The 20,806-nt window shown below is 37.2% G+C and carries 20 protein-coding genes and 1 other RNA gene; 3 read left to right on the top strand and 18 right to left on the bottom strand.

Annotated elements, in window-relative coordinates; translation table 11 throughout:
- Positions 1-104: 104 nt before the first annotated feature.
- The 5 genes from FCS21_RS03320 to FCS21_RS17125 form a co-directional block, all read right to left on the bottom strand.
- The gene (locus tag FCS21_RS03320) at positions 105-434 is read right to left on the bottom strand and encodes a YbaB/EbfC family nucleoid-associated protein (RefSeq protein WP_171035630.1); all 330 of its coding nucleotides are present in this window, start codon (positions 432-434) and stop codon (positions 105-107) included.
- A 146-nt stretch (positions 435-580) separates the two neighbouring features.
- On the bottom strand, positions 581-2,896 hold the full coding sequence (gene dnaX, locus FCS21_RS03315) for a DNA polymerase III subunit gamma/tau (protein WP_138620584.1): 2,316 nt from the start codon (positions 2,894-2,896) through the stop codon (positions 581-583).
- A 45-nt stretch (positions 2,897-2,941) separates the two neighbouring features.
- Positions 2,942-3,487 carry an adenine phosphoribosyltransferase gene (apt, locus tag FCS21_RS03310; RefSeq protein WP_138620583.1) on the bottom strand — a complete coding sequence of 182 codons (546 nt, stop codon included), beginning with the start codon at positions 3,485-3,487 and terminating at the stop codon, positions 2,942-2,944.
- A gap of 163 nt (positions 3,488-3,650) precedes the next feature.
- Positions 3,651-4,055: a response regulator gene (locus tag FCS21_RS03305; RefSeq protein WP_138620582.1), complete on the bottom strand. Its 405-nt coding sequence runs from the start codon at positions 4,053-4,055 to the stop codon at positions 3,651-3,653.
- Between the two features lie 144 nt (positions 4,056-4,199).
- Entirely contained in the window at positions 4,200-4,880 is a 681-nt protein-coding gene (locus FCS21_RS17125; protein ID WP_138620581.1) for a YehS family protein, read from the bottom strand.
- Positions 4,881-5,067: 187 nt separating this feature from the next.
- Here FCS21_RS17125 and FCS21_RS16745 point away from each other — a divergent pair, with 187 nt between their 5' ends.
- Positions 5,068-5,208, top strand: a complete 141-nt coding sequence (locus FCS21_RS16745) for a hypothetical protein (protein WP_171035620.1) — start codon at positions 5,068-5,070, stop codon at positions 5,206-5,208.
- On the opposite strand, the gene FCS21_RS03295 is transcribed toward FCS21_RS16745, so the two are convergent.
- The 9 genes from FCS21_RS03295 to FCS21_RS03255 all read right to left on the bottom strand — a co-directional run bounded on the left by FCS21_RS03295 (position 5,209) and on the right by FCS21_RS03255 (position 15,358).
- Positions 5,209-5,634 carry an HvfA family oxazolone/thioamide-modified RiPP metallophore gene (locus FCS21_RS03295; RefSeq protein ID WP_138620580.1) on the bottom strand — a complete coding sequence of 142 codons (426 nt, stop codon included), beginning with the start codon at positions 5,632-5,634 and terminating at the stop codon, positions 5,209-5,211.
- A 180-nt stretch (positions 5,635-5,814) separates the two neighbouring features.
- Positions 5,815-7,092, bottom strand: a complete 1,278-nt coding sequence (locus FCS21_RS03290; RefSeq protein WP_138620579.1) for a tetratricopeptide repeat protein — start codon at positions 7,090-7,092, stop codon at positions 5,815-5,817.
- Positions 7,093-7,707 carry an energy transducer TonB gene (locus FCS21_RS03285; protein WP_138620578.1) on the bottom strand — a complete coding sequence of 205 codons (615 nt, stop codon included), beginning with the start codon at positions 7,705-7,707 and terminating at the stop codon, positions 7,093-7,095.
- A 3-nt stretch (positions 7,708-7,710) separates the two neighbouring features.
- Positions 7,711-8,112 carry an ExbD/TolR family protein gene (locus tag FCS21_RS03280; RefSeq protein WP_138620577.1) on the bottom strand — a complete coding sequence of 134 codons (402 nt, stop codon included), beginning with the start codon at positions 8,110-8,112 and terminating at the stop codon, positions 7,711-7,713.
- A 12-nt stretch (positions 8,113-8,124) separates the two neighbouring features.
- Complete coding sequence (locus FCS21_RS03275) at positions 8,125-8,649, bottom strand: MotA/TolQ/ExbB proton channel family protein (RefSeq protein ID WP_138620576.1); 525 nt, start codon at positions 8,647-8,649, stop codon at positions 8,125-8,127.
- Positions 8,649-9,998: a MotA/TolQ/ExbB proton channel family protein gene (locus FCS21_RS03270; RefSeq protein ID WP_138620575.1), complete on the bottom strand. Its 1,350-nt coding sequence runs from the start codon at positions 9,996-9,998 to the stop codon at positions 8,649-8,651. Before FCS21_RS03270 ends, FCS21_RS03275 begins: the two co-directional genes overlap by 1 nt.
- Positions 9,998-10,777, bottom strand: coding sequence for a DUF3450 domain-containing protein (locus FCS21_RS03265; RefSeq protein ID WP_138620574.1), 780 nt, complete (start codon positions 10,775-10,777; stop codon positions 9,998-10,000). The genes FCS21_RS03270 and FCS21_RS03265 overlap by 1 nt, the downstream gene beginning before the upstream one ends.
- Before the next feature lie 469 nt (positions 10,778-11,246).
- Positions 11,247-12,410: a TonB-dependent receptor domain-containing protein gene (locus FCS21_RS03260; RefSeq protein WP_138620573.1), complete on the bottom strand. Its 1,164-nt coding sequence runs from the start codon at positions 12,408-12,410 to the stop codon at positions 11,247-11,249.
- 143 nt (positions 12,411-12,553) lie between these two features.
- Positions 12,554-15,358 carry a TonB-dependent receptor plug domain-containing protein gene (locus FCS21_RS03255; RefSeq protein ID WP_138620572.1) on the bottom strand — a complete coding sequence of 935 codons (2,805 nt, stop codon included), beginning with the start codon at positions 15,356-15,358 and terminating at the stop codon, positions 12,554-12,556.
- Between the two features lie 785 nt (positions 15,359-16,143).
- Here FCS21_RS03255 and priC point away from each other — a divergent pair.
- Together priC and FCS21_RS03245 are read left to right on the top strand one after the other, a co-directional pair.
- A complete protein-coding gene (gene priC, locus FCS21_RS03250; protein ID WP_138620571.1) occupies positions 16,144-16,815 on the top strand; it encodes a primosomal replication protein PriC in 672 nt (223 codons plus the stop codon).
- Positions 16,816-16,995: 180 nt separating this feature from the next.
- A complete protein-coding gene (locus tag FCS21_RS03245; protein ID WP_138620570.1) occupies positions 16,996-17,265 on the top strand; it encodes a late competence development ComFB family protein in 270 nt (89 codons plus the stop codon).
- 52 nt (positions 17,266-17,317) lie between these two features.
- On the opposite strand, the gene ffs is transcribed toward FCS21_RS03245, so the two are convergent.
- The 4 genes from ffs to FCS21_RS03225 all read right to left on the bottom strand — a co-directional run bounded on the left by ffs (position 17,318) and on the right by FCS21_RS03225 (position 20,611).
- Positions 17,318-17,414, bottom strand: an RNA gene (gene ffs / locus FCS21_RS03240) — signal recognition particle sRNA small type.
- Positions 17,415-17,602: 188 nt separating this feature from the next.
- On the bottom strand, positions 17,603-18,538 hold the full coding sequence (locus FCS21_RS03235; protein ID WP_138620569.1) for a DUF3014 domain-containing protein: 936 nt from the start codon (positions 18,536-18,538) through the stop codon (positions 17,603-17,605).
- 378 nt (positions 18,539-18,916) lie between these two features.
- On the bottom strand, positions 18,917-19,555 hold the full coding sequence (gene maiA / locus FCS21_RS03230; protein WP_138620925.1) for a maleylacetoacetate isomerase: 639 nt from the start codon (positions 19,553-19,555) through the stop codon (positions 18,917-18,919).
- A 66-nt stretch (positions 19,556-19,621) separates the two neighbouring features.
- Positions 19,622-20,611 carry a fumarylacetoacetate hydrolase family protein gene (locus FCS21_RS03225; protein ID WP_138620568.1) on the bottom strand — a complete coding sequence of 330 codons (990 nt, stop codon included), beginning with the start codon at positions 20,609-20,611 and terminating at the stop codon, positions 19,622-19,624.
- Positions 20,612-20,806: the final 195 nt, after the last annotated feature.

The following is a 20,806-nucleotide window of genomic DNA, read 5'->3' as shown; positions in this document are numbered from 1 at the left end:
GCAATAAAGCAATAAAGCAATAAAAAAGCTCAAGAAAATATTGAGCTTTTTATCAGACACTTACTATGCGCTATTTTCTAGCAAACATAGACTCAATATCAACACTAAAAAGGCATTTTCATCCCTGGTGGTAATTGCATACCGCCAGTTAGTGCGCCCATTTTTTCTTTATTTTGCTCTTCAACACGACGTACCGCATCATTTACCGCAGCAGCAAGTAAGTCTTCAATCATATCTTTATCATCAGACATTAAGCTTTCATCAAGCTCAACACGGCGAACACTATGGCTGCCTGTCATGGTTACTTTAACCATACCAGCTCCGGCTTCGCCAACCACTTCCATATGCGCTAATTCTTCCTGCGCTTTAGCCATTTTAGCTTGCATTTGTTGGGCTTGTTTCATTAAATTGCCCATTCCACCTTTCATCATGATATTCTCCGGTTTTGCTAAGTTAACTAATTATTGATGTAACTATTTTACCTGAAACACTTCAGGTTTTGAACGTAAATGAAATAATTTTACTCTATTTAGACTTATTATAGAGCCAATATAATAGCGGCACAGACAAGACATTAAGATTACCGTGGCGATATACTCTCTTCACTTAACTGCGCTTGAAAAACATTTTGCAAAGCCTGAACAAAGTCATCTTCTTTTATTAAACCTTTAGCATACTCAAGTCGCTTATCATTTATTTGTACTTGAATTTGGTAAGGGTCGGCAACAGTCTCTTCAACAATATCGAGAGTAACAGTGACTTTTCTGGATAAGTACTCACAAATATAGCTTTGTAGTTGCTGTTGAGCAAAGTCAGTATTTAAATGCTTCGTCGCCTGATTGAGTTTAAGGATCAGGTTATCGTCGGTAGAATTTTCGCTAATGGTAGCATTAATCGCTAATTGCCTCACACGTGCGGTAAGCTGCATTGAATCGATCATATGCGCCCATTTATCCACTTGATTCGCTTTAGTTATTTTTGTCGGGTCAATATTGTCTTGATGAAACACAACGTCTGGCTCAGGTGCTATAACTAAAGGCTCTACTGTTATTGATTGCGTCTCTCTCGATAGCTTAACGCTCGTATCAATGTTAGTGCTGTCACCATTGTTAGGTTGACGCAGCGTTGCGTCACTGGACTTTTTTGTTTGCTTCTCCAATGCTTTTTTTCGACTGCGTAACATATTACGTGTTGCTAATACTGAGCCTACCGGACTATCAATACTCAATTGCCCTGCTTGCTCATTTGAGAGGCTAGCGGGTCTGTTATCTGACGGTGTTTGAATAGTTGAAGGTAATACTTGCTCTGCAGGAATAGCACTCTCTTCAGCTGGCTGTTGATAAGCCTGTGTTGCTCCCGACGTGTACTGCTCAAAGGTATTATCGTTAAACTCTGTGGCTTGCTGTTCAATAGCCAGCATTTGCTCATTTAATTCATTTAACTGATTTAACTCATTTAACGACTGTATATTCGCTTCTGTTTCATCAACTTTTAGCGTGGTATTAGCATCGTTTTCAATTCTATGAAAATAATCACTAGCCATATCTACTTGCGTTTCAGGAGCATATTCAGCTTCAACGTTATCTAGCTTTTCTACCCTGGTTTTTTCAAATACGGGCTCTTCATTCTGCTCTACTCTCGGCTCAGCTCTCGTATCTATATTAGATGAAGCTACTGTAGGTTTCGGCGAGTTAGCGTTACTTATATCAATATTGTTGAGCTGTGTATTTTTGTCAGTGCTATCAACAACATCTAAATCAGCCATGCTGCTTTCATTATCAATACTAGGCACGTCAGTAAGTGCTGACTTTTGCATAGGTTTAAATGCTAATAATCGCAATAACGTCATATCAAAAGCCGCTTGCTCATCAAAAGCATAAGGTAAATCTTTTCGGCCATTTAAGCTTATTTGATAATAAAGCTGCACATCTTCAGGTGACATTGCCTGACTAAATTTTTTCAGTAATACCAGTAAATCAGCAGGTAGATCAAAATGTTGGTCAACTATCTGTAGCAATGCTATTTGATGAAAGAGTTGAATTAATTCCGCAAATAAGCGGCTATAGCTTGGCGCATAGCCTGCTATTTCTTGTGAAAGCGCCATTAGCTCTTGGCTGTCTTGCTTTAGTAACGCAATAAGCAGTTGATAAACCCAGTTTTGATCAATACCACCCAACATTTGTTGGATGTTAGCCAAACTAATATTACCTTGACCTTGAGCAATTGCTTGATCGGTTAAACTTAATGAATCGCGCATACTGCCACGAGCAGCTTTGGCTAATAACGTAAGACAACCTGGCTCATGACTCACCTGCTCTTGAGATAATATTTCAGCAAGCTTATCTTCAATTTGGTTAACCGTTAAAGCTTTTAAATGAAATTGCAAACAGCGTGATAAGACGGTAATCGGCAGTTTTTGCGGATCAGTGGTCGCTAAAATAAATTTAACATGCTCTGGTGGCTCTTCAAGCGTTTTCAGTAAAGCATTAAAACTGTGACGAGAGAGCATATGCACCTCATCTATCAAGTAAACTTTAAATCTCCCTCGACTAGGCGCATATTGCACATTATCTAGAATTTCACGAGTATCATCGACTTTCGTTTTAGAAGCTGCATCTATTTCTAACAGGTCAACAAAACGCCCTTGATCAATATCAATACAGGCATCACATTTTCCGCACGGTTTATCTGTAATACCTAACTGACAATTTAAACTTTTAGCAAAAATTCGCGCAATAGTGGTTTTGCCTACGCCGCGCGTCCCGGTAAAAAGGTAAGCATGGTGTAAACGCTGTTGAGATAAAGCATTAGCAAGTACATTAACGACATGCTCTTGCCCCATCAGTTGTTGGAAATTTTTTGGACGCCATTTTCTTGCTAAAACTTGATAGCTCATAGCCAACCACTTTTAATTTTTGAAAAGTTATGCGCTTTCATTTATTTATTCACCTTGATATTGTATCAATGAATAAGGAGTAATATTTAGCTTCGTTAAGCGTTGTTCACCACCTAAGTCAGGTAAGGAGATAACAAAACCTGCATCTTGTACTTGGGCACCTAAACGACGGATTAATTTAGTTGTGGCTTCAATAGTGCCGCCAGTGGCTAATAAATCATCAATAATAAGTACTTTATCATCCGATGTTAACGCATTTTGATGGATTTCTAATACATCTTCGCCATACTCTAGCTGATAAGCTTGTGCGTATGTGGCGCGCGGTAACTTGCCTGGTTTTCTCACCGGTACAAAGCCAATATTTAACGCTAATGCTAACGGAGCACCAAAAAGAAAGCCGCGAGCTTCAGTACCAACTATTTTGGTAAAACCTTTATTTTGATAAGTTTGAGTCAATAACTCTATCGTTAAAGCAAATGCTTGCGCATTTTCTAATAAGCTGGTGACATCACGAAACATAATACCTTTAACCGGGTAATCTGGCACGGTATGTATGGCATCAATTAGTTGCTGTTGTTGTGTATTATTCATGGTATTGGTTCAGAAAATCGTCAAGTGATTTCCTATTATTTTTAATAAAGAGATAAGTAAAGCATAAAGCAATTAAGGTAACTTTTATAGCGCTAAAGTTACCTTAACAATAATATTAGCTGGCATTATTTAGCGTTGTTAAAGCCGAATAATGGTCGCACTATTATTTATTAGCTTCGAGTACTTCAGTGGCAGAATTGGCTGGATAAGCCTTGATTACTTCAGATAAAAGCGTAATAAAATCCGCTTCATTAATAGGTTTATCAATCACCTTATCAAATAGACTATACTCAGCTATGTCTTTAAGCGTACGCTTACCTTGTGTCGTCATAAAAATCACTGGCACTAATGAAGATGACTCATCAGCCTTAAGGTTTTTAGTCAGCTGAACACCATTCATCAACGGCATTAAATGATCGATTACAAATAGTTGGTAGTTTCCTTGTTGCGCTTTTCCTAATGCGTCTAAGCCGTTAATAGCTAAGTCTACATTGTGTCCTTGTGAAATAATGAGCGCTGCCAATCTTTCTTGAACCGCTTTATTATCATCAACAACTAATATATTCATATACATTTTTAACCATAAGAGCTTATTTGACGCAGATTTTACCCTATAACTATTTGAGTATATAGGGGGGGAGTACAATTAAGTATTATTACAGCGCTAACGTAACTAAAAGTGAGTATCGATAACTCACGGTATATAGGCTAATTACTTCGACAGTTTAAGTTTTTGACGCTTAGGGTTAGTCGTGCTTTTAGGGTTAACATAAACATTACTTGCGTTAGGTCTAGCGCCTTCTACCCATGGTGATGTTGGCGTTGCTTTATCAACTTTTTTCTTAGTGTAGTTTTTTTGATTATGATCGGGTTTTGAATGTTCAGTACGAGTAGCCGTATCAGGCTTTAAAGGTTTAACGATTTTACTGGTTCTTTCAACGTGATATTTATTATCAATAGCATGTAATAAATTACGTAACACCTGATCTTTACATTCACGATAATGCTGATGATCAATGCGGCGAGAAAAAGCGCTTAACTCAGGCTTACTGAGTCTAAAATTGACTTCTTCTAATAGTGCAATAATCTGCTCTGCTTGAAGATTCAACGCTATTTTAAGTTTAGTCAAAATAATATTATTGGATAATCGCTTTTCCGGTACTGGGTTGGCACCGGGTTTTTTACCACGCCTCTCATTAATAAAGCCATTTAAAAAAGCCGCTAACTTTATATCTAATAAAGCGACAAAGTCACTATCACTATCTTTTTTCAACCACTGACTAACTTGCTCACGTGTTACTTCTTCGCCTACTGAAGCAAAAATAGCGACCATTTTTTTATCATTAAAATTGAAGGTGTAACGCAATTTGCGCAAAACATCATTATTATTCACGGTAATATCCAATACATTAGTACAATGCATTCATTATACACGCTAAGGCAAGTAGCTAACATAAATGTTATTAAAATACTTTATAGCATAGCTAAAATCACACCATTAAACGTCTAAAAAAAGCATTAGCTTAATACCCAGTAATTTAAGAGCTGACGGGCAATAGTAGTGCCTAAGCTATATCAAAATGCCTAGTACGAAAGCGGCAAGTGAATCAAAGTCATCATTTGCAGGCATAAAAAAATCCGATATTGAGTTAACATCGGATTTTCATCTTATTGAGCCATTACTGGCTTTTTTATATCTACATTATCGGGAGACTATTTAATTAACTACCACATTTTTGACTTTTATCTTTCATCTTACCTTCGCCGCACTTGCCTTCACCACATTTGGCTTTTTTAGCGTCTTTCATCTTACCTTCGCCGCACTTACCTTCACCACATTTGGCTTTTTTGGCGTCTTTCATTTTACCTTCGCCGCACTTGCCTTCACCACATTTAGCTTTTTTGGCGTCTTTCATTTTACCTTCGCCGCACTTGCCTTCACCACATTTGGCTTTTTTGGCGTCTTTCATTTTACCTTCACCGCACTTGCCTTCACCACATTTCATGCCTTTATGATCGGTAACTATAGTCGCTACCTCTTCAGTAGCAAACGGATTAGATTCAGCTTTAACAGTGTGACTAATAAAAAAACTTAACGCGAGTAAACTCATCACCATAACAACGGATGATTTTTTAATTATATTCATAATTTATTCCTTTTATATGTGCTTGTTTGAAGTTTATTAATATCACTTTAACATAGACCTTTACGTGATTATAAAAATTTCAAAGAAATAAATAATACGCAATAAAAAACCAGCAATGCCCTTAGCAGACATGCTGGTTATTATTAGGTTACTTAGTTAACTTAAAATAAGATAGCTAGATTAAATAGTAACGTTTTTTCTTCTTGCTGTATCAACAATGAAGTTTTTCCAACCCTTAGCTGATTTACGAACACTAGGGTCTTTCATTGCTTTTTCAATTGCCGTGTATGCTTGTTTGTACTCTTCAAGATAGAAGTATGATTCTGCAATACTCATATAAAGACGGCCATCATTAGATACACCCAATTCAATAGCTTTATTTAAGGCAACAATCGCATTTGCAAACTGCTCATCTTGTTTTAACAACATACCTTGCTTACTATAATGCTTAGCATTGTTAGTCATTTTGGCTAATTCACCATAATAACTTGCTGCTTTATCAATATGTTGTGCAGAATGCCAAGCATTAGCTAAACTGGAGATATTTGTATCATCACGCTTAACCAGACCTGAAGCAATATATTTCTCTAATAACAGTGCTGCTTTATAAGGCGTTGCACTTTGAGAGTATAAGCTTGCTAATGTCTTAATTTGACCTTCTTTATCCAAGTGACCTAACTTATAAGCTAAATCTAGCGTTTGAACGGCTTTATCATAGTCTTCAATTAATAAATAAAACATTGGTAATTGTGTCCACCACTGTTTATTTTCAGGGAAGAGTTGAATAACCGTTTCTAAAACCTTAACCGCTTCTTTATATTTTTTACGTTCATAATATGACGTAACTTTTAAAATATAAGGGTTTTGATTAGGTTTATCGCCAAACGCTGCAATCGCTTTATCAGCTGGCTCAATGACTTTATCTAATTGCTTTAATGAGTAATAGGCATTCGCAATTTTAATATAAGTTTGACCATCACTTTCGCCGGTAAAATCCATCCAAGCGTAGTAAGTTTTTAGTGCACCTTCAAAGTCTTTGGTTTGCATTTGCATGTCACCCAACAACTTTAAAGATTCACCATGATCAACTTCATTGAGTATATCCGGCTCTACCGCTTTTTTAAGATAATCAATAGTGAGTTGTTCATTATCTCCTAACGTAGCATACATAACCGCAACCATACGATTAACATAAGCTTTGTCATAGTCTTTTGAAGCGTCAATCTCAAGCAAAATAGCAAGCGCACCTTTGATATCATCAGCACTATAAAGCTCAAAAGCTTTCTGTACTTTCTTACCAACACGCGGGCCAATTAACTGCGTAGGACGCTTTTTCTTTTCTACTTTATCGGCACCTGCAGCTTCAGCATAATTAGCAAAAGGTGCTTGGGCGACAAGTAGTGAAGCAACGACAACAAGAGAAGTTGATACTTTTTTAAACATTACTTTACTAAACATCTAATCTCCTCCCATTTTGAAGTCAAGCTGAACGGTTAAACCGGGTTGTCTCATGGCTTTACCATCCACAACTTTAGGCTTGTATTTCCACTTTCTAAGCGCGCGTTTAGCTTCTTTATCAAACACACGTCTCGGATCAGCTTCAATGACGTCAACATCTTCAACACCACCAATCTCGTTAATAGTAAAGGAAAGAATAACATAGCCTTCCTTACCATCTCGAGCGGCTTGAATAGGATATTTAGGCTCTATACGAACAATAGGTGTCGCATCGCCATCACGTCCCAGTCCTGCGCCTGGTGCACTTAATCCTGTTGAAGCACCTGCCATTTTAATACCAGGCATATTGAAGTTTAAACCTGCAGTATTATTACTGGCTTCAGGCTCCGGTGTTTGCTGTTTAGGCGGCGTTTTTGGCGGCGGCGGCGGCGGCGGCGGTACACGTCGACGCTGTTCTGCTGCAGACTTTGGCGGCGTAGTATTAACTTCTACGATAATATTTTCTTGTTGGTCTTCCTTGTTTCTATCACCGCTAGAAACAAGAAAAGCCATAAAAGAAAATAAGCCAAAGGTAACTACAGCGCCTAGTAGTATTGATACTAAAAAGCGAACCATATCTTACCCCTTCGCAGCCGCGATAGAAATTCGATCTATACCAGCCTCTTTAATTGCATCCATCACTTTAACAACAACGCCGTGTTTGGCATCTTTGTCAGCTTGAATAATGACAACATCGGTAGGTTGCTCAGCAAGTAGTTTTTCAATCCTTGCACCAACACGCTCAATATCAACTCGACCTTTATCTAACCAAATTTCACCGTTATCTTTAATTGCAATAAAGATATTGGCATTTTTTTGCTTAGTTTGATTAGCCGCCTTAGGTTTATTTACTTCAATACCAGCTTCTTTTACAAAAGAAGTGGTTACGATAAAGAAGATCAGCATGATAAAAACGATGTCAAGCATCGGTGTCATATCAATTACTGCTTCTTCGTCTTCACGAATACGTTTACGTGCCATGAAAATATCTCTCTAGTGATGAGGTAAACTGTCAACCAGTTTAGCCTTTGCTAGTTTAACTTTAGCGTCTAATCTTGAACTAAAGAACACACCGGATAATGCTGCTACCATACCGGCCATAGTCGGAATAGTTGCTTGCGATATACCTGCGGCCATTAGACGCGGATTACCAGTACCTTGCTGAGCCATAACTTCAAATACGCCGATCATACCTGTTACTGTTCCCAGTAAGCCGATAAGAGGACACATTGCCACTAAGGTTCTAATGGTTATCATATGCTTTTCAAGTAACTCGTCTGCTTCGGAGATCCAAGTCTCTCTAATTCGATGTGCATACCAAGACGTAGTGTCTTGGCGTGCATCCCAACGAGCGATGATATCATCTCTCATAGCTGGGTAGGTAGATGTCAAGAACCAATAACGCTCTATCATCATTATCCACATCAATAAGAGTGCGAAGGCAACAACATAAAGTACGTTACCACCTGTCGCAATAAAACCCCTGACAGATTCCCAAAGCTCTATCAGGAATAACATTATTTAGACCCCTTCTCTGCAATAGCAGCGATTAAACCAGCACTTTGCTCGTCTAATTTTTGTAATACCGACTTACTCTTACCCGCAACAATTGAGTGGATTAAGATAAGTGGTAATGCACAAATTAAACCTAATGCTGTGGTAACAAGGGCAAGTGAAATATTACCCGCCATAATTTTCGGGTCGCCAGTACCAAATAACATAATAGTTTGGAAAGTCATGATCATACCGATAACGGTACCTAATAGACCCATTAGCGGCGCAATAGCAGCAAACATTTTGATTAAGTTAACACCACGATCAACTTTTGGCGTTTCACGTAAAATGGCTTCATCAAGTTTAAGCTCTAACGTTTCAGCATCAACTGATTGGTTATCATAGTAAACCTTCAGTAAACGACCCAGTGGGTTATTTTCATTTGGCTTATCAAGGTTTTTCTCTTGCGCTTTAATTTTAGAGCTCATACCACCTAGAACAATTAAACGTTCAAGGGCAATAAGACAACCAATGATAAATAATACGGTAATAGCATAACCAACTTCTTTACCTTCATGGAAGAACTGCTCAAGCGTTTTCTTACGTGTTTCTAACGATAATATAGCACCACGTGAAGGATCAATATAAACCGCGCTGTAACCAGCATTAAGTCCAAAGAAACCTGAGGCAGTATTAGTGATATAACCTGCTGGTTGCTTAGGTAGCGGCTGAACTTGATCAACTTCATCGTTGTAGGTTAAGTAACCTTTAGCTGAAACTAGGTTAAAAGTACCAATACGCGTGATTAATTCTGAAGAAGCTGTACCGTCTAAGTTAGTCACATTAACAGTAAACTGTGAAACTTTACCTGACTCAGTCATTTCAGTTTGTAGTGCAAACCATAATTCTTCAAGATCAGCAATGCTTGGGATTTCTTTAGCGTTAGCAATACGGTTAAGCGTTTCACCACGGTTAGGAAATTCAGCACTAACAATTGAAGAGGTAATTTGACCGTAAGCATTAGCTGCTGCTGCACGTGAAACACCAAACATTTCACCTAAAGTACCGGTAGCCGTGCTTAGTTCAACTTCTTTTTGCGCTAGTGTAATTTCATTAGCCGCATATTCTTTGGTTAAACGGTCATTACGAGCATTTTGATTAGCTAACTCTTTTTTAGCGGTATTTAACAATGCCGTTTTATCAGCACGGTCAGATAAGAACTCTGCTTCACGTTTTTTATCTAGTTTAGCTTCAGATACACGATCAGCTTTTACTTGCTTGAGTAAATCATCTAATTGGTTTGCTTGTGTAGTTGCTACAAAACCTGTCGTCAAAGACGCTGTTAGCAGTACAAAATTAATAAGTTTTTTCATTATTTTGCTCCTGCTGCAAATACTGGTAATTTAGTTAAGTCTGCTGGTAGTTGTTTACGCGCCATACGAATAGCATCGGTAATAGGTTTTAAATACTCTTCACCTAGCTCTTCCCATGCACGTGTATCATTGTTCCACAACCAAGAATGCTTAGCATCAAGTGATTGAGCAACAAAGGCAACACGACCCATATGAACAAAATCAGCCGTTAATGTTCGGTCGCCTAAATCAATTTCGCCTTGGTAGGCATCAAAAATCGTCCCGTAGCCAGCTTCAATTTCATAAGCTTCAAGTACTAAACGGAACTGTTCTGATGTAGTAACATTAGAGTCGTCCATTACATCACGTAAATTAGCAACACGCGCTTTACGACGTTCAATGTTCATTGGTACATCTAAGTTAATGAATGTTTCAAGAGTGTCTATCATTTTGTACATTAATGGTACAACACCTTGTTTAAACTCATCAATGCTATCTATTTGCTTTTGCAAAGACACAATATTAGCTTTTTGATCATCAACCATACGCTGAACATGGTCGTTATAACCACGTAGTACGTCTGCTTCATCAACGGTATTACGGTACTCAGCAAGAAGATCTTGTGTTTGCTCATAAATACTATTGATTTTCGCTTGTGATTTAGCTGATTGTTTGAAGATTTTAGCTTCAGCTTTTTGAAGTTCTGTTAATGCATCAGCTGCAGCTATATTGCTACCAGATAATGCTAGTACGCCAACTATCGCCGTGGCGATGAGGCTTTTCTTACTTACTTTGGACATAGTTCCCAACCATTGCTATTTTTAATTTTGATAACAAAAATTTTGTTACCGCAAATATAAAAGTCTGTCGTTTTTGTTTTTAAATGTTTTAATATTAATGTAGCTTTTTATATATAACTCGAATTCATATTCCCAAATGACAGCAAGGCTGTCAAGGCGAGACATTAAAATACACTGCATTATATTTTTAACATTTATTAACTGATTAACTTAAAATTGTAACGTTTTGCTAACAAAATTGCTCAAGTTAAGTCAATAACCTGAGGGACAAAAATTTTGCAGAATATAGTTTTACTAACATCTTCGTAGTATGTCAATTTTTTTTGATAAATCTGTTCAATAACAACTCTATCAGCACTCTTTTTAAGCTATTAAGTTATGTGCTTGTTAATATTAGTTACAAAAAAGCCTACAATATGTAGGCTTTTTAAACGTTCTAATAACTTATATTATTTACCTGATATATATATTAGAAAATCACTTTAACTTTAACATAACCATAACGACCTATAACATCATAAGTATATGGGTCGGTATTTGAATCATTGTAGTTAGAGTAATATGGTGCTTGTTTATCAAATAGGTTATTGATACCACCAGATAACGTAACATTATCTGTTACATAATATGAACCTGAAATATCACTGTATGTTACAGAAGGTACACTTGGTGCGAGACACTCGCCTGCCTCACAAGATATATCATCCATACCATCAATATAGCGGGCTTGATAAGTTGCTGACCAATTATCTGCTCTGACTGAGATATTTAAATTAGATTTAATTTCAGCATAAGAACCTAAACTACCTGTTATTTTACCTTTGTAATCAACTAATTGCCCAGCAGCTTCTCTCTCAAATTCACTCAAGAATGAAGTATCTAAGCTTGTAGAAATATCAAGACCAGCCAGTTCAAATTTATAAGCAATATTAAAATCAATACCTGAGGTGTTCACTTCACCGACGTTATCAATTAAGTTAGTAAATTTAATTTGACCGGCTTCAAGAGAGATATTTGCCTTTTGACACAAAGCTAAATCACCATTTTGAGCGCTTCCTGAAGGGCTTAGACAAGTAGCTGCGACAAAGTTTGAATCAATTTTTTCAATCGCATTAGTTAATGAAATATCATAATAGTCAAGCGTTAACGATAAACCTTCAATCGCTTCAGGCTCATAAACAACCCCCGCGGTAAAAGTATCAGCTTCTTCTGGACCTAAATCAGGATTACTACCAACAGTTACCAGTGCTTGCCCTTGACTGGTTGATGGATGTTTAACATCATCAAACGATACGCCTGTACCGCCAAATAATTCATCAACAGTTGGCGCGCGAAATGCTGTCGAGGCAACACCACGTAACATTACTTGGTCATTAACTTTCCAAGTTAGACCTAATTTCCAAGTTGTATCATCACCAAAGGTATTATAGTCAAAATAACGCATCGCCGCGCTTAGCTCTACACTTTCAGCAAAAGCTACATCAGCTAATAAAGGTATAGCTAGCTCTAAATAAACTTCATCAACATTAAAGCTACCAGCAGTACCTTCAACAGGGTCATCCGCACCTAAACCTAACTGAGCTACTGAGCCAGGGGTGAAAAATGCAGATTCTGAACAATTCTCATAATAAATATATTGTCAACACCTAACTTCCTATAATTTATTACAGTCTATCCGATTACATGCTTCACAGGAGAAAAAAAATGCCGCTCATATAGATGAACGGCATTATAGCCAAAGGGCCAGTTTTTTAATTTTAAATATTAATTAAGAGCTTAGAAGTTGATTTTAAGTCCAGCATAGTAATAACGACCCATTACATCATATACATCAGCTGCTGTATTAGTACCAGTTACATCACCTGGAACACCTTGACCTAACAGTGGTGGCGTTTTATCAAATAGGTTATCAATACCAACATATAGCTGATAATGATCACCAAAGTTATAACGAGCATGTAAATTATGGTAAGTATATGAACTGATAGTACCAAATGTCTCAACTTGATCATTCTCTACATTAACACCGTCTATATATCTAAGAGTATAACTTAATAATACGTCATCAATAGTATAAGTAGCGCTTAAATTAGCTTTCAAATCGGGTACACCAATTTCTCCTTGACTATCTACTACTTCACCACCTACAAAAGGTACGTAGTCATTGGTTAAGCTGTAGGTACCAAGTAAGTTTAATCTTAACTCACCCGCAGGTAATTCAAATAAGTAATCAGCAGTAAAGTCAACTCCAGATACTTCATAATCAGCGGCATTAATTGCTAAAGCATTCATACGTAAAACCAAACCTGTCGTTGGATCACGTTCAATTAAGTCACAGAAAGGATTATTAGGATAGTCTGGTTGGCGAACACACTGATCAATAGTAGTTTGGGCATCAAACGTTGAAATAGCATCTTCAATAGTAATTTTGTAGTAATCGACTGTAAAGTTTAAACCTTCAACTTGAGATGGTGAATAAACAAAACCAGCAGTTGTTGAAGTCGACTTTTCCTCTTTTAAGTTAGGATTACCTGCATCCAAACCACCAGCACTTAAAATGCCCGTAGCAATTGGATCAAGCGTTGCAGAGCCTGCAATTTGAGCACAATTAGCTTGTACAGTAGCGCTCTGTGGTTCATAACTTCCTCCCTCAGGACTTGAAGAATTGCCACCTTGCCCACCTAAGGCACAAGGGTCAGTGAAACTTCGGAAAGTCTCACTACCAGGGTTAAAAAGTTCATCGATATTTGGTGCACGTACAGCGGTTGACACTCCACCACGTACTTTAAGATCATCAGATGGAGACCAATCTAAAGCAACTTTATAAGAAGATGCTCCACCAATAGTGCTATAATCTGAATATCGAGCAGCAAGCTCTAAACCAAGATATTTAGCAAAAGGTAAATCAGATAGTACAGGTACAACTACTTCGACAAACATCTCTGAAACATCAAATTCACCAACAGTGTTAGGTGTAGTATTACCGGAAGTCAAACCTGACTGTGCTAAAGCATCTGAATTAAACTGACTCTCTTCTTTACGATATTCATAACCTAAGGCCATGCCCAACTCACCTGCAGGTAACTCTGCAACTACACCTGAAACTAAAGCTCCAAATACATGTTGTTCCATAGTAGAGGTTAATTGGCTATCAACAGATACCCAATCTAAAGCGTCCCCTGAAACAGCACCAGCACCAAATACATTAACTGGTACACAACCTAAATCTCGAGAAAAATCATCCGCACATTGCACATTACCATCAACATCTAATTCAGTTTGTAAACTGTTATAGAAATTTAAAGTATTAAATACACCACCATTAGTTTGTGCTTGAGAAAAGCTACCATATTGATAATAAGTACTGTAATCCCACTCATCTGAGATAGCACCTTCAACACCAAATGCAGTTCTAAATACTTTTCTGTCAACATCACTGCTTCGTGGTCCTAGTTCAACAAAACGACGATACATAGTTAGTTCAGTTGCAGTAGGATCTGCAGCAAGAGCTGCAGCTCTCAACTCAGCAGGCGTAAAATGATTGTCAAGTGGCACTCTAATATTTGCAATACTATTACCAACACTGATATTCTCACCAACAACAGTAGGCTCTGATTGAGAGTAAGAACTCAGCTGGTTATAGGCTGTTTCACTGAAAAAGTTAAAGTTATCGTTTAAATCATAAGTAAAATTGGCATTAAATTGAACACGATCAGTTGGGACACGAATAATACGCTGAGCATTACGGTCAAAGCCATCTTCAGATCGAACAAACGCTTTATCCCATAACCCTGTATCATCATCTTGAGTAATTATGCCACCACCAATTGCGAAGTTACCTTTAGCGCCATAAGTGGAGTTAGCTGCATCATTTGCTGAAATTTTTCTATCACTAGACTTTAATATACCGCGATCACTGTAACCTACATAGACAATTGCATTACCTTTATCACCGTCAAAATTACCACCTAAAGTAATTGAAAAGTCTTGCTCACCTCCTCCACCTGCATCTGAAGCACCAACACGAGTATTAAGCTCTATGCCTTCAAAATCATCTTTCATGATAAAGTTGATTACACCAGCAATAGCTTCAGAACCATAAATGGCAGAAGCCCCCCCGGTTACAACTTCAACTCGTTTAACAAGATCAACAGGAATCATAGATACATCAACTGTACTTGAACCAGCTGAACCACCAATGTGACGACGACCATTAACTAAAATTAATGTCCTATTACTTCCTAGATTTCGTAAATCAACGGTACTCAAACCTGTCGTTGAGGTTCTAAAGTTTGATGACGTATCTGCTGTACCTGGAACACCTGCAGCAGGTAGTTCATTAATGAAGGTTGCAACGTTGTTGGCACCAGTAATTTCAATAACCGTTTCACTAATAGTAACGATAGGAGACGTTGCTTCCATCTCTGTTCTTTTGATACGAGAACCGGTAACTTGAATTTTTTCTACACCTTCTGCGCCTTCTTCGGCTGCAAATGCTGAAGTTGAAATTGATGCAGTTGCCGCCGCACCAAACATCATTGCTAAGCGTATTGCTTTAGCTACTTTACTATTGTTATACATGTTTACTCCCTGGATCACCTAAGTGATTGGTTGTTTATTGTTTGTTTATGTATTTTCAAAGACTCAAGGCTATTTTGCCTCGTTAACCTTTTTGCCAAGTCATATGACCGAGCTATCAAATATGATATTAAACGGGAATTACTCGAATCGTCAACAGCAATTGCAACAAAATGACAATACCTTTAACATTTCAATACATTTTTACACAAATTAATCATCATCATTGTAAAGTACAGTAAAAAAACAAAAACACAAAAAACAAACCAAAGCCATGATAATAAATGTATTTTCATAAAAAACACTTACAAAAATGCTTTTATTAATTTGAAAAAATAGGGTTTACTAATTATGTAAATAATTTTACATTTTAATAACAATTAAAATTAAACACTTTAATTACAAATAGATAGGTGAAAAAATTCTTCTCGGCAAATATCGTTTAATTTACAGGCAAGTTCAGCAAAATAAAAAAAAGTAATCAAAACAATTAGATAGACTTAACGCTGAAAAAACATGTACAGTTATAATTACATATATATACATTTCACGGATATGAAATGTTAATTTTATTGCTATATATGTCTATTTATTTAAATAATTTGGGCTGTTAATACTATTTCTGCTTTCATTAGAACTAGGGTATGATGAATTTTCCTGCTCTTTTACTCGTTTGATATATTAATAACCAGCCAAGCTAAACCACTAAACCAAACTAAACCAAACTAAAAAGTTAAACCTAAAAAGTTAAACCTAAAAAGTTAAACCTAAAAACTAAGCCCCAACACATGACAAAGTCTCGACACGACATTGCTATTAGCAAATTATCGGTACTCCTTGAACATTTATCCGTTCAAGCAAAGCAAACAGATGAATTAAACCGTCAACATAAATCCCATCGCCTTATAGAAAATAATAATCTTTTCTCTGTGCACCTATTTACTACCGAAAGTGATCAGCTCTCTGCCTATGTAGAAGAAGTTAAAAAGCGTTTTAATGAGTTTTCTCGCTTACACGCTCTAAGTGCTGAAAATACTAATAAAGCTGAATTTGCTAAGTCGTCACTACAGCAAATAGAGCAACAAATTGCTGCTTTATTAAATGCTATTCAAGCAAATAAAGCGATGCACCAAGCAGCCCAGGTAAGTTTCGATGCCAGAAAAAAAGTTCGTGTGAAATCAGCACAAGCGAACCAAGACAGGTATAAAGAAATGGCTAAAGCGGTGGTACTGTCAAGTCAGCAATTATATCAACAGTTGAGTGAGCATCATGAGTTTGAACGAAGATTGATGGATATGGTCACAGAGCGAGAGCAACAGCGTATTCACTCTAAAAGTGCGAATAACACTAAGCTGTCACAAGAAGTGCTTGCACTACATCAGCGATTAGGACGTTGTCGTAAAGCGATCTCTGTTATTGAACGTAATATAGAGCTTGCTGAAAAGAGTAGCCTTAGATAACTTACTCATCACTTTAGATATATTCGCATTTTACCTTAACTCAGGTTACTCTTGGTTATACTAACTATTATTAAATTTAGTTCCTATTCTGGGGGATATTATTTAATAACCAAATTTAATTAACTAACAACTTCACTTAACTAAATAAATAGATTAATAACTATATTTAAAAGAGGCTTTATGGCAATTTCAGATGATATTCATAATTTTTATGAGAGACTAGTAATGCTGCACTTTGACGCAGCAAAGCTTTATGAGAAGTATGATGAAGATTTTATGGCAGATTTAACCTGTGTCGTTTTAAATCAGCTACCAACACGCTATATAAGACATGAAGTCGATATGGCATTTTATTTACCACCTTCGGAGCGTTTTGCGATGGAAACTAAAGTAAAAGAAGCGGTAGCTAAAGCACTAACGTTTATGAATGAAAACAGAATAACTAAGTAAACACTTCTAAGTGACTTTTTCTAAATAGGGTATTGGGATATTTGGGTGGCAACCCTCCCAGCCACACCTCGGCACATGAGTCGTCTGCTGCAGTTGCTTCCTTCCGGATCTGGCTGAGTTCACAGAGTATCATTGCGAGGGGACCGAAAGGGTCACCATAGAAGCTTTAAAAAATAGAGTTATTCTCTAAAGCGGCGTGATTATCGCTAATCATATTGCTATATGCAAGCACAAGTTAACAAAACGGTACTAGTTGATGTTTTTTTAATCTTAGCTTATGCGTTCAGTGAATAAATACAGCGGTAATCCTTGGTATTTATTCACATCTATCTATTATTTACCTGTCGTTAATTGGCTTAGCTAATTTCTCATTAATATCTAATAACACGGATTTAATGATCAATAAATTTTCTTTACCTATACGCAACAGTAACTTGTCACTATCATCTAACGCCTCTAATGCCGGATCTTGATATTTATACATCACACTGCTGCGGTTAACATCCATTGACGATTTAGGTATTTCCATATCAAGTACTCTGTCTATGGCTTGTTGCAAGGTATAAGTGAAGTCGTCTTCATAACCTAATTCTTTATATGCTTCATCAATTAATGGCTTCATATCAACATACCAATGAACTAAGGTTGTACTATCAACCGAGCGCAATAAATCAACATATACATCAAAGCGTTTGCTTGTTTCTTTGTCCCATTTGAATACTTTCTGCTCACCATCAAGCTCTGTGCTTGGTGACTGTTCGTCTACAGCAAACTTAACCGTAGGTTGAATAAAAACACTGTGTTCATAAGCTAAAAGACCTTGAGAAAAGTTATCAGTGAAAACCACAAAGCGTCGAATAATATCTTCTGTAATAAGTAACGACAGCAATTCGTTTCGCCAAGTCAGTTCCGGTAATTTATCTTCTATCCAAAGGTCACTTTCATCTAATTTAGGCAGCACAATGGTTGCTTTCTTTTCAATAACAACCTCTTGAGTATTGACCAATAAATTATCACTGCGGTTATCTCTTACAGGTAAATCGCTAAGCGCTTGCTGATCTTCTTGCGACTCTGTCTGAGAGGGTACTGGCGTAACCGGCTCTTGTTTTATTAGTTCACTTGCGTCCATTGCGCGCTTTTCGGTTTTTTCCCCTGAAAACTGCCAGAAGGCAATAACAACTAAGATAAAAGTAACAATAAAAATAATAAGTGGACCAGAGTTTTTATCACTCTTGCCCTGCTCTATTTTGTTTGTGGGTTCTAAATTTTCCATAACCATCCAAATTATTTTGTTAATGCTAATTAATACCAAGTCTATTAAGTTATTTCCCACTCAGCCAGAATTAAAAGGCTTAGAGGCAAGGCATTGATTGCAGAGAATGGTTATTCCATTATCAAAATCAATAACGCCGCATGTAAGCCTTTTAAACTGGCCCTTGGGAGCTTATTAGCAAACTGATAACAGCACAAAATTGATGAAATATAGAATAACTATAATTAACCAATTTTCTTTGTTCTAAGCTCGCTAATATAGCTCTGAGTTGGGAATAAATTTAATAGAATTGGTATAAGTATTATTGCAACGCTTTTTCTCTTGGGATGCAAGCCCCAAAACAAGCTTTATTGCTTTGGCTTATGTTATTTATACTATTTATGGTGCATCGGCTTGATTCTCAGGTAACGCCTTAATAAATGCTGGTAACTCATTACAATTGTTAACCACTTTAGTAATAAGAGGATAAGCGCTCATGTCCACTTTAAATCGATGAGCATTATATACTTGAGCAACCAAACAAATATCAGCGACACTGACCTTATCAGCAAAACAATACTTACCAGCACTCCCCGTTAATTGCTTTTCTATCGCCATAAAGCCAATAGTCATCCAATGCTCAAGCCATACTTGCTTAGCTTCATCGCTAATCATTAGTGTGTTGGAGAGGTATTGCTGCACACGTAAGTTATTCAGCGGATGAACTTCACATGCTATATCTAGTGCTAACGCTTTGGCTTTCGCTCTACTTTTTATATCTTGCGGGTATAAAGTATACTCGCTATTACGCTGCTCTAAATAGTCAATAATAGCTAGCGATTGATTTAAGGAAAAATCGCCATCAACTAAAGTAGGCACTAAGTGATTAGGGTTAAGCTCGCTATAATTATCTTGGTATTGCTCACCGCCATTCTTAACTAAATTTACAGGAATAGATTCAAAATCAATACCTTTTAAGTGTAGTGCAATACGAACACGATAAGCTGCGGTTGAGCGCCAATAACCATAAAGTTTCATCATACTCCTCCTATCTATTAACAGAGTTTATTAAATGAAGTAGTAAAACCAAGCGTCGCTTAAAAATTACTGCGCTTTGTACTCAACGACTTGTTGATCAATGGCGCCAAAAATACTATCACCATCGTTATCAAACATTTCAATGCGAACCGTATCACCAAAACTCATAAAAGGAGTACTTGGCTTACCATCAGCAATTATCTCTAACATTCTCACTTCAGCTAGGCAGCTTGAACCTGCTGAGCGATCGTAGTTTGAAATAGTACCTGAGCCAATAATACTGCCTGCTGATAATGGTCGTGTTTTTGCTGCATGAGCAACAATAGTTGGAAAATCAAACGTCATATCAACACCACAGTTTGGTTGACCAAATAGCGCTTTGTTTAAATGAGTGGTTAAGGGTAAGCGTAATTTTTTACCGTCCCAGGCATCACCCAATTCATCAGGGGTTACCGCGACGGGTGAAAAAGCACTGGAAGGTTTAGCGGCAAAAAAACCAAAACCTTTGGCTAACTCACCTGGAATAAGATTACGTAGTGATACATCATTTACCAGCATCAGTAATTTAATGTGGTGTGCAGCTTGCTCAGCCGATACGGCCATAGGTACGTCATCAGTGATCACAGCAACCTCAGATTCGAAATCAATACCGTATTCTTCGCAGGCAATGACAATATCGTCACGCGGCCCAATAAAGGTATCTGAACCACCTTGATACATTAAAGGATCGGTCCAAAATGTTTCTGGCATTTCAGCATTTCTTGCTTTGCGTACCAATTCAACATGATTAACATAAGCACTTCCATCTGCCCATTGATAAGCACGAGGCAATGGCGATTCACATTGCGCTTGATCAAAGGTTAAGGCATCGTTAATTTCATTATTATTTAATGATTGATAAACCTTAGCTAACTTAGGAGAAACAGCAGCCCAGTTATCAAGAGCGGCTTGCAACGTTGTGGCAATATCAGTTACCACCACTGCTTTATCAAGTGTTTTGTTCACAACAACAAGTTGACCATCGCGGGTGTTATTTTTAAGGGTTGCTAATTTCATTATTAAACCTTCTTATTAACTCGAATCAGAGTAACTATCGACAGATAATCTATAGCGTTAAAGCATGGTACAAATTTTTTCACTGACAACCAAGTAATAGCACAAGCTGAGTCAAAACAATATGGAAGATTACCTTTACGCTCTGATAATCTTAATCACTCTTGCTGAAAGCTTGTGCTCACCTATTATTGATTA

The organism is Colwellia ponticola (genome assembly GCF_005885605.1).
GTDB classification, from domain to species: domain Bacteria; phylum Pseudomonadota; class Gammaproteobacteria; order Enterobacterales; family Alteromonadaceae; genus Colwellia; species Colwellia ponticola.
This window is presented reverse-complemented; position numbering and strand designations above follow the sequence as displayed.

Excerpts from the sequence above, each read along its gene's own strand:
- dnaX (WP_138620584.1), bottom strand. The coding sequence starts at position 2,896 with ATGAGCTATCAAGTTTTAGCAAGAAAATGGCGTCCAAAAAATTTCCAA.
- apt (WP_138620583.1), bottom strand. The coding sequence starts at position 3,487 with ATGAATAATACACAACAACAGCAACTAATTGATGCCATACATACCGTG.
- FCS21_RS03305 (WP_138620582.1), bottom strand. The coding sequence starts at position 4,055 with ATGAATATATTAGTTGTTGATGATAATAAAGCGGTTCAAGAAAGATTG.
- FCS21_RS16745 (WP_171035620.1), top strand. The coding sequence starts at position 5,068 with ATGCCTAGTACGAAAGCGGCAAGTGAATCAAAGTCATCATTTGCAGGC.
- FCS21_RS03295 (WP_138620580.1), bottom strand. The coding sequence starts at position 5,634 with ATGAATATAATTAAAAAATCATCCGTTGTTATGGTGATGAGTTTACTC.
- FCS21_RS03290 (WP_138620579.1), bottom strand. The coding sequence starts at position 7,092 with ATGTTTAGTAAAGTAATGTTTAAAAAAGTATCAACTTCTCTTGTTGTC.
- FCS21_RS03285 (WP_138620578.1), bottom strand. The coding sequence starts at position 7,707 with ATGGTTCGCTTTTTAGTATCAATACTACTAGGCGCTGTAGTTACCTTT.
- FCS21_RS03280 (WP_138620577.1), bottom strand. The coding sequence starts at position 8,112 with ATGGCACGTAAACGTATTCGTGAAGACGAAGAAGCAGTAATTGATATG.
- FCS21_RS03275 (WP_138620576.1), bottom strand. The coding sequence starts at position 8,649 with ATGTTATTCCTGATAGAGCTTTGGGAATCTGTCAGGGGTTTTATTGCG.
- FCS21_RS03270 (WP_138620575.1), bottom strand. The coding sequence starts at position 9,998 with ATGAAAAAACTTATTAATTTTGTACTGCTAACAGCGTCTTTGACGACA.
- FCS21_RS03265 (WP_138620574.1), bottom strand. The coding sequence starts at position 10,777 with ATGTCCAAAGTAAGTAAGAAAAGCCTCATCGCCACGGCGATAGTTGGC.
- FCS21_RS03255 (WP_138620572.1), bottom strand. The coding sequence starts at position 15,358 with ATGTATAACAATAGTAAAGTAGCTAAAGCAATACGCTTAGCAATGATG.
- priC (WP_138620571.1), top strand. The coding sequence starts at position 16,144 with ATGACAAAGTCTCGACACGACATTGCTATTAGCAAATTATCGGTACTC.
- FCS21_RS03245 (WP_138620570.1), top strand. The coding sequence starts at position 16,996 with ATGGCAATTTCAGATGATATTCATAATTTTTATGAGAGACTAGTAATG.
- FCS21_RS03235 (WP_138620569.1), bottom strand. The coding sequence starts at position 18,538 with ATGGAAAATTTAGAACCCACAAACAAAATAGAGCAGGGCAAGAGTGAT.
- maiA (WP_138620925.1), bottom strand. The coding sequence starts at position 19,555 with ATGAAACTTTATGGTTATTGGCGCTCAACCGCAGCTTATCGTGTTCGT.
- FCS21_RS03225 (WP_138620568.1), bottom strand. The coding sequence starts at position 20,611 with ATGAAATTAGCAACCCTTAAAAATAACACCCGCGATGGTCAACTTGTT.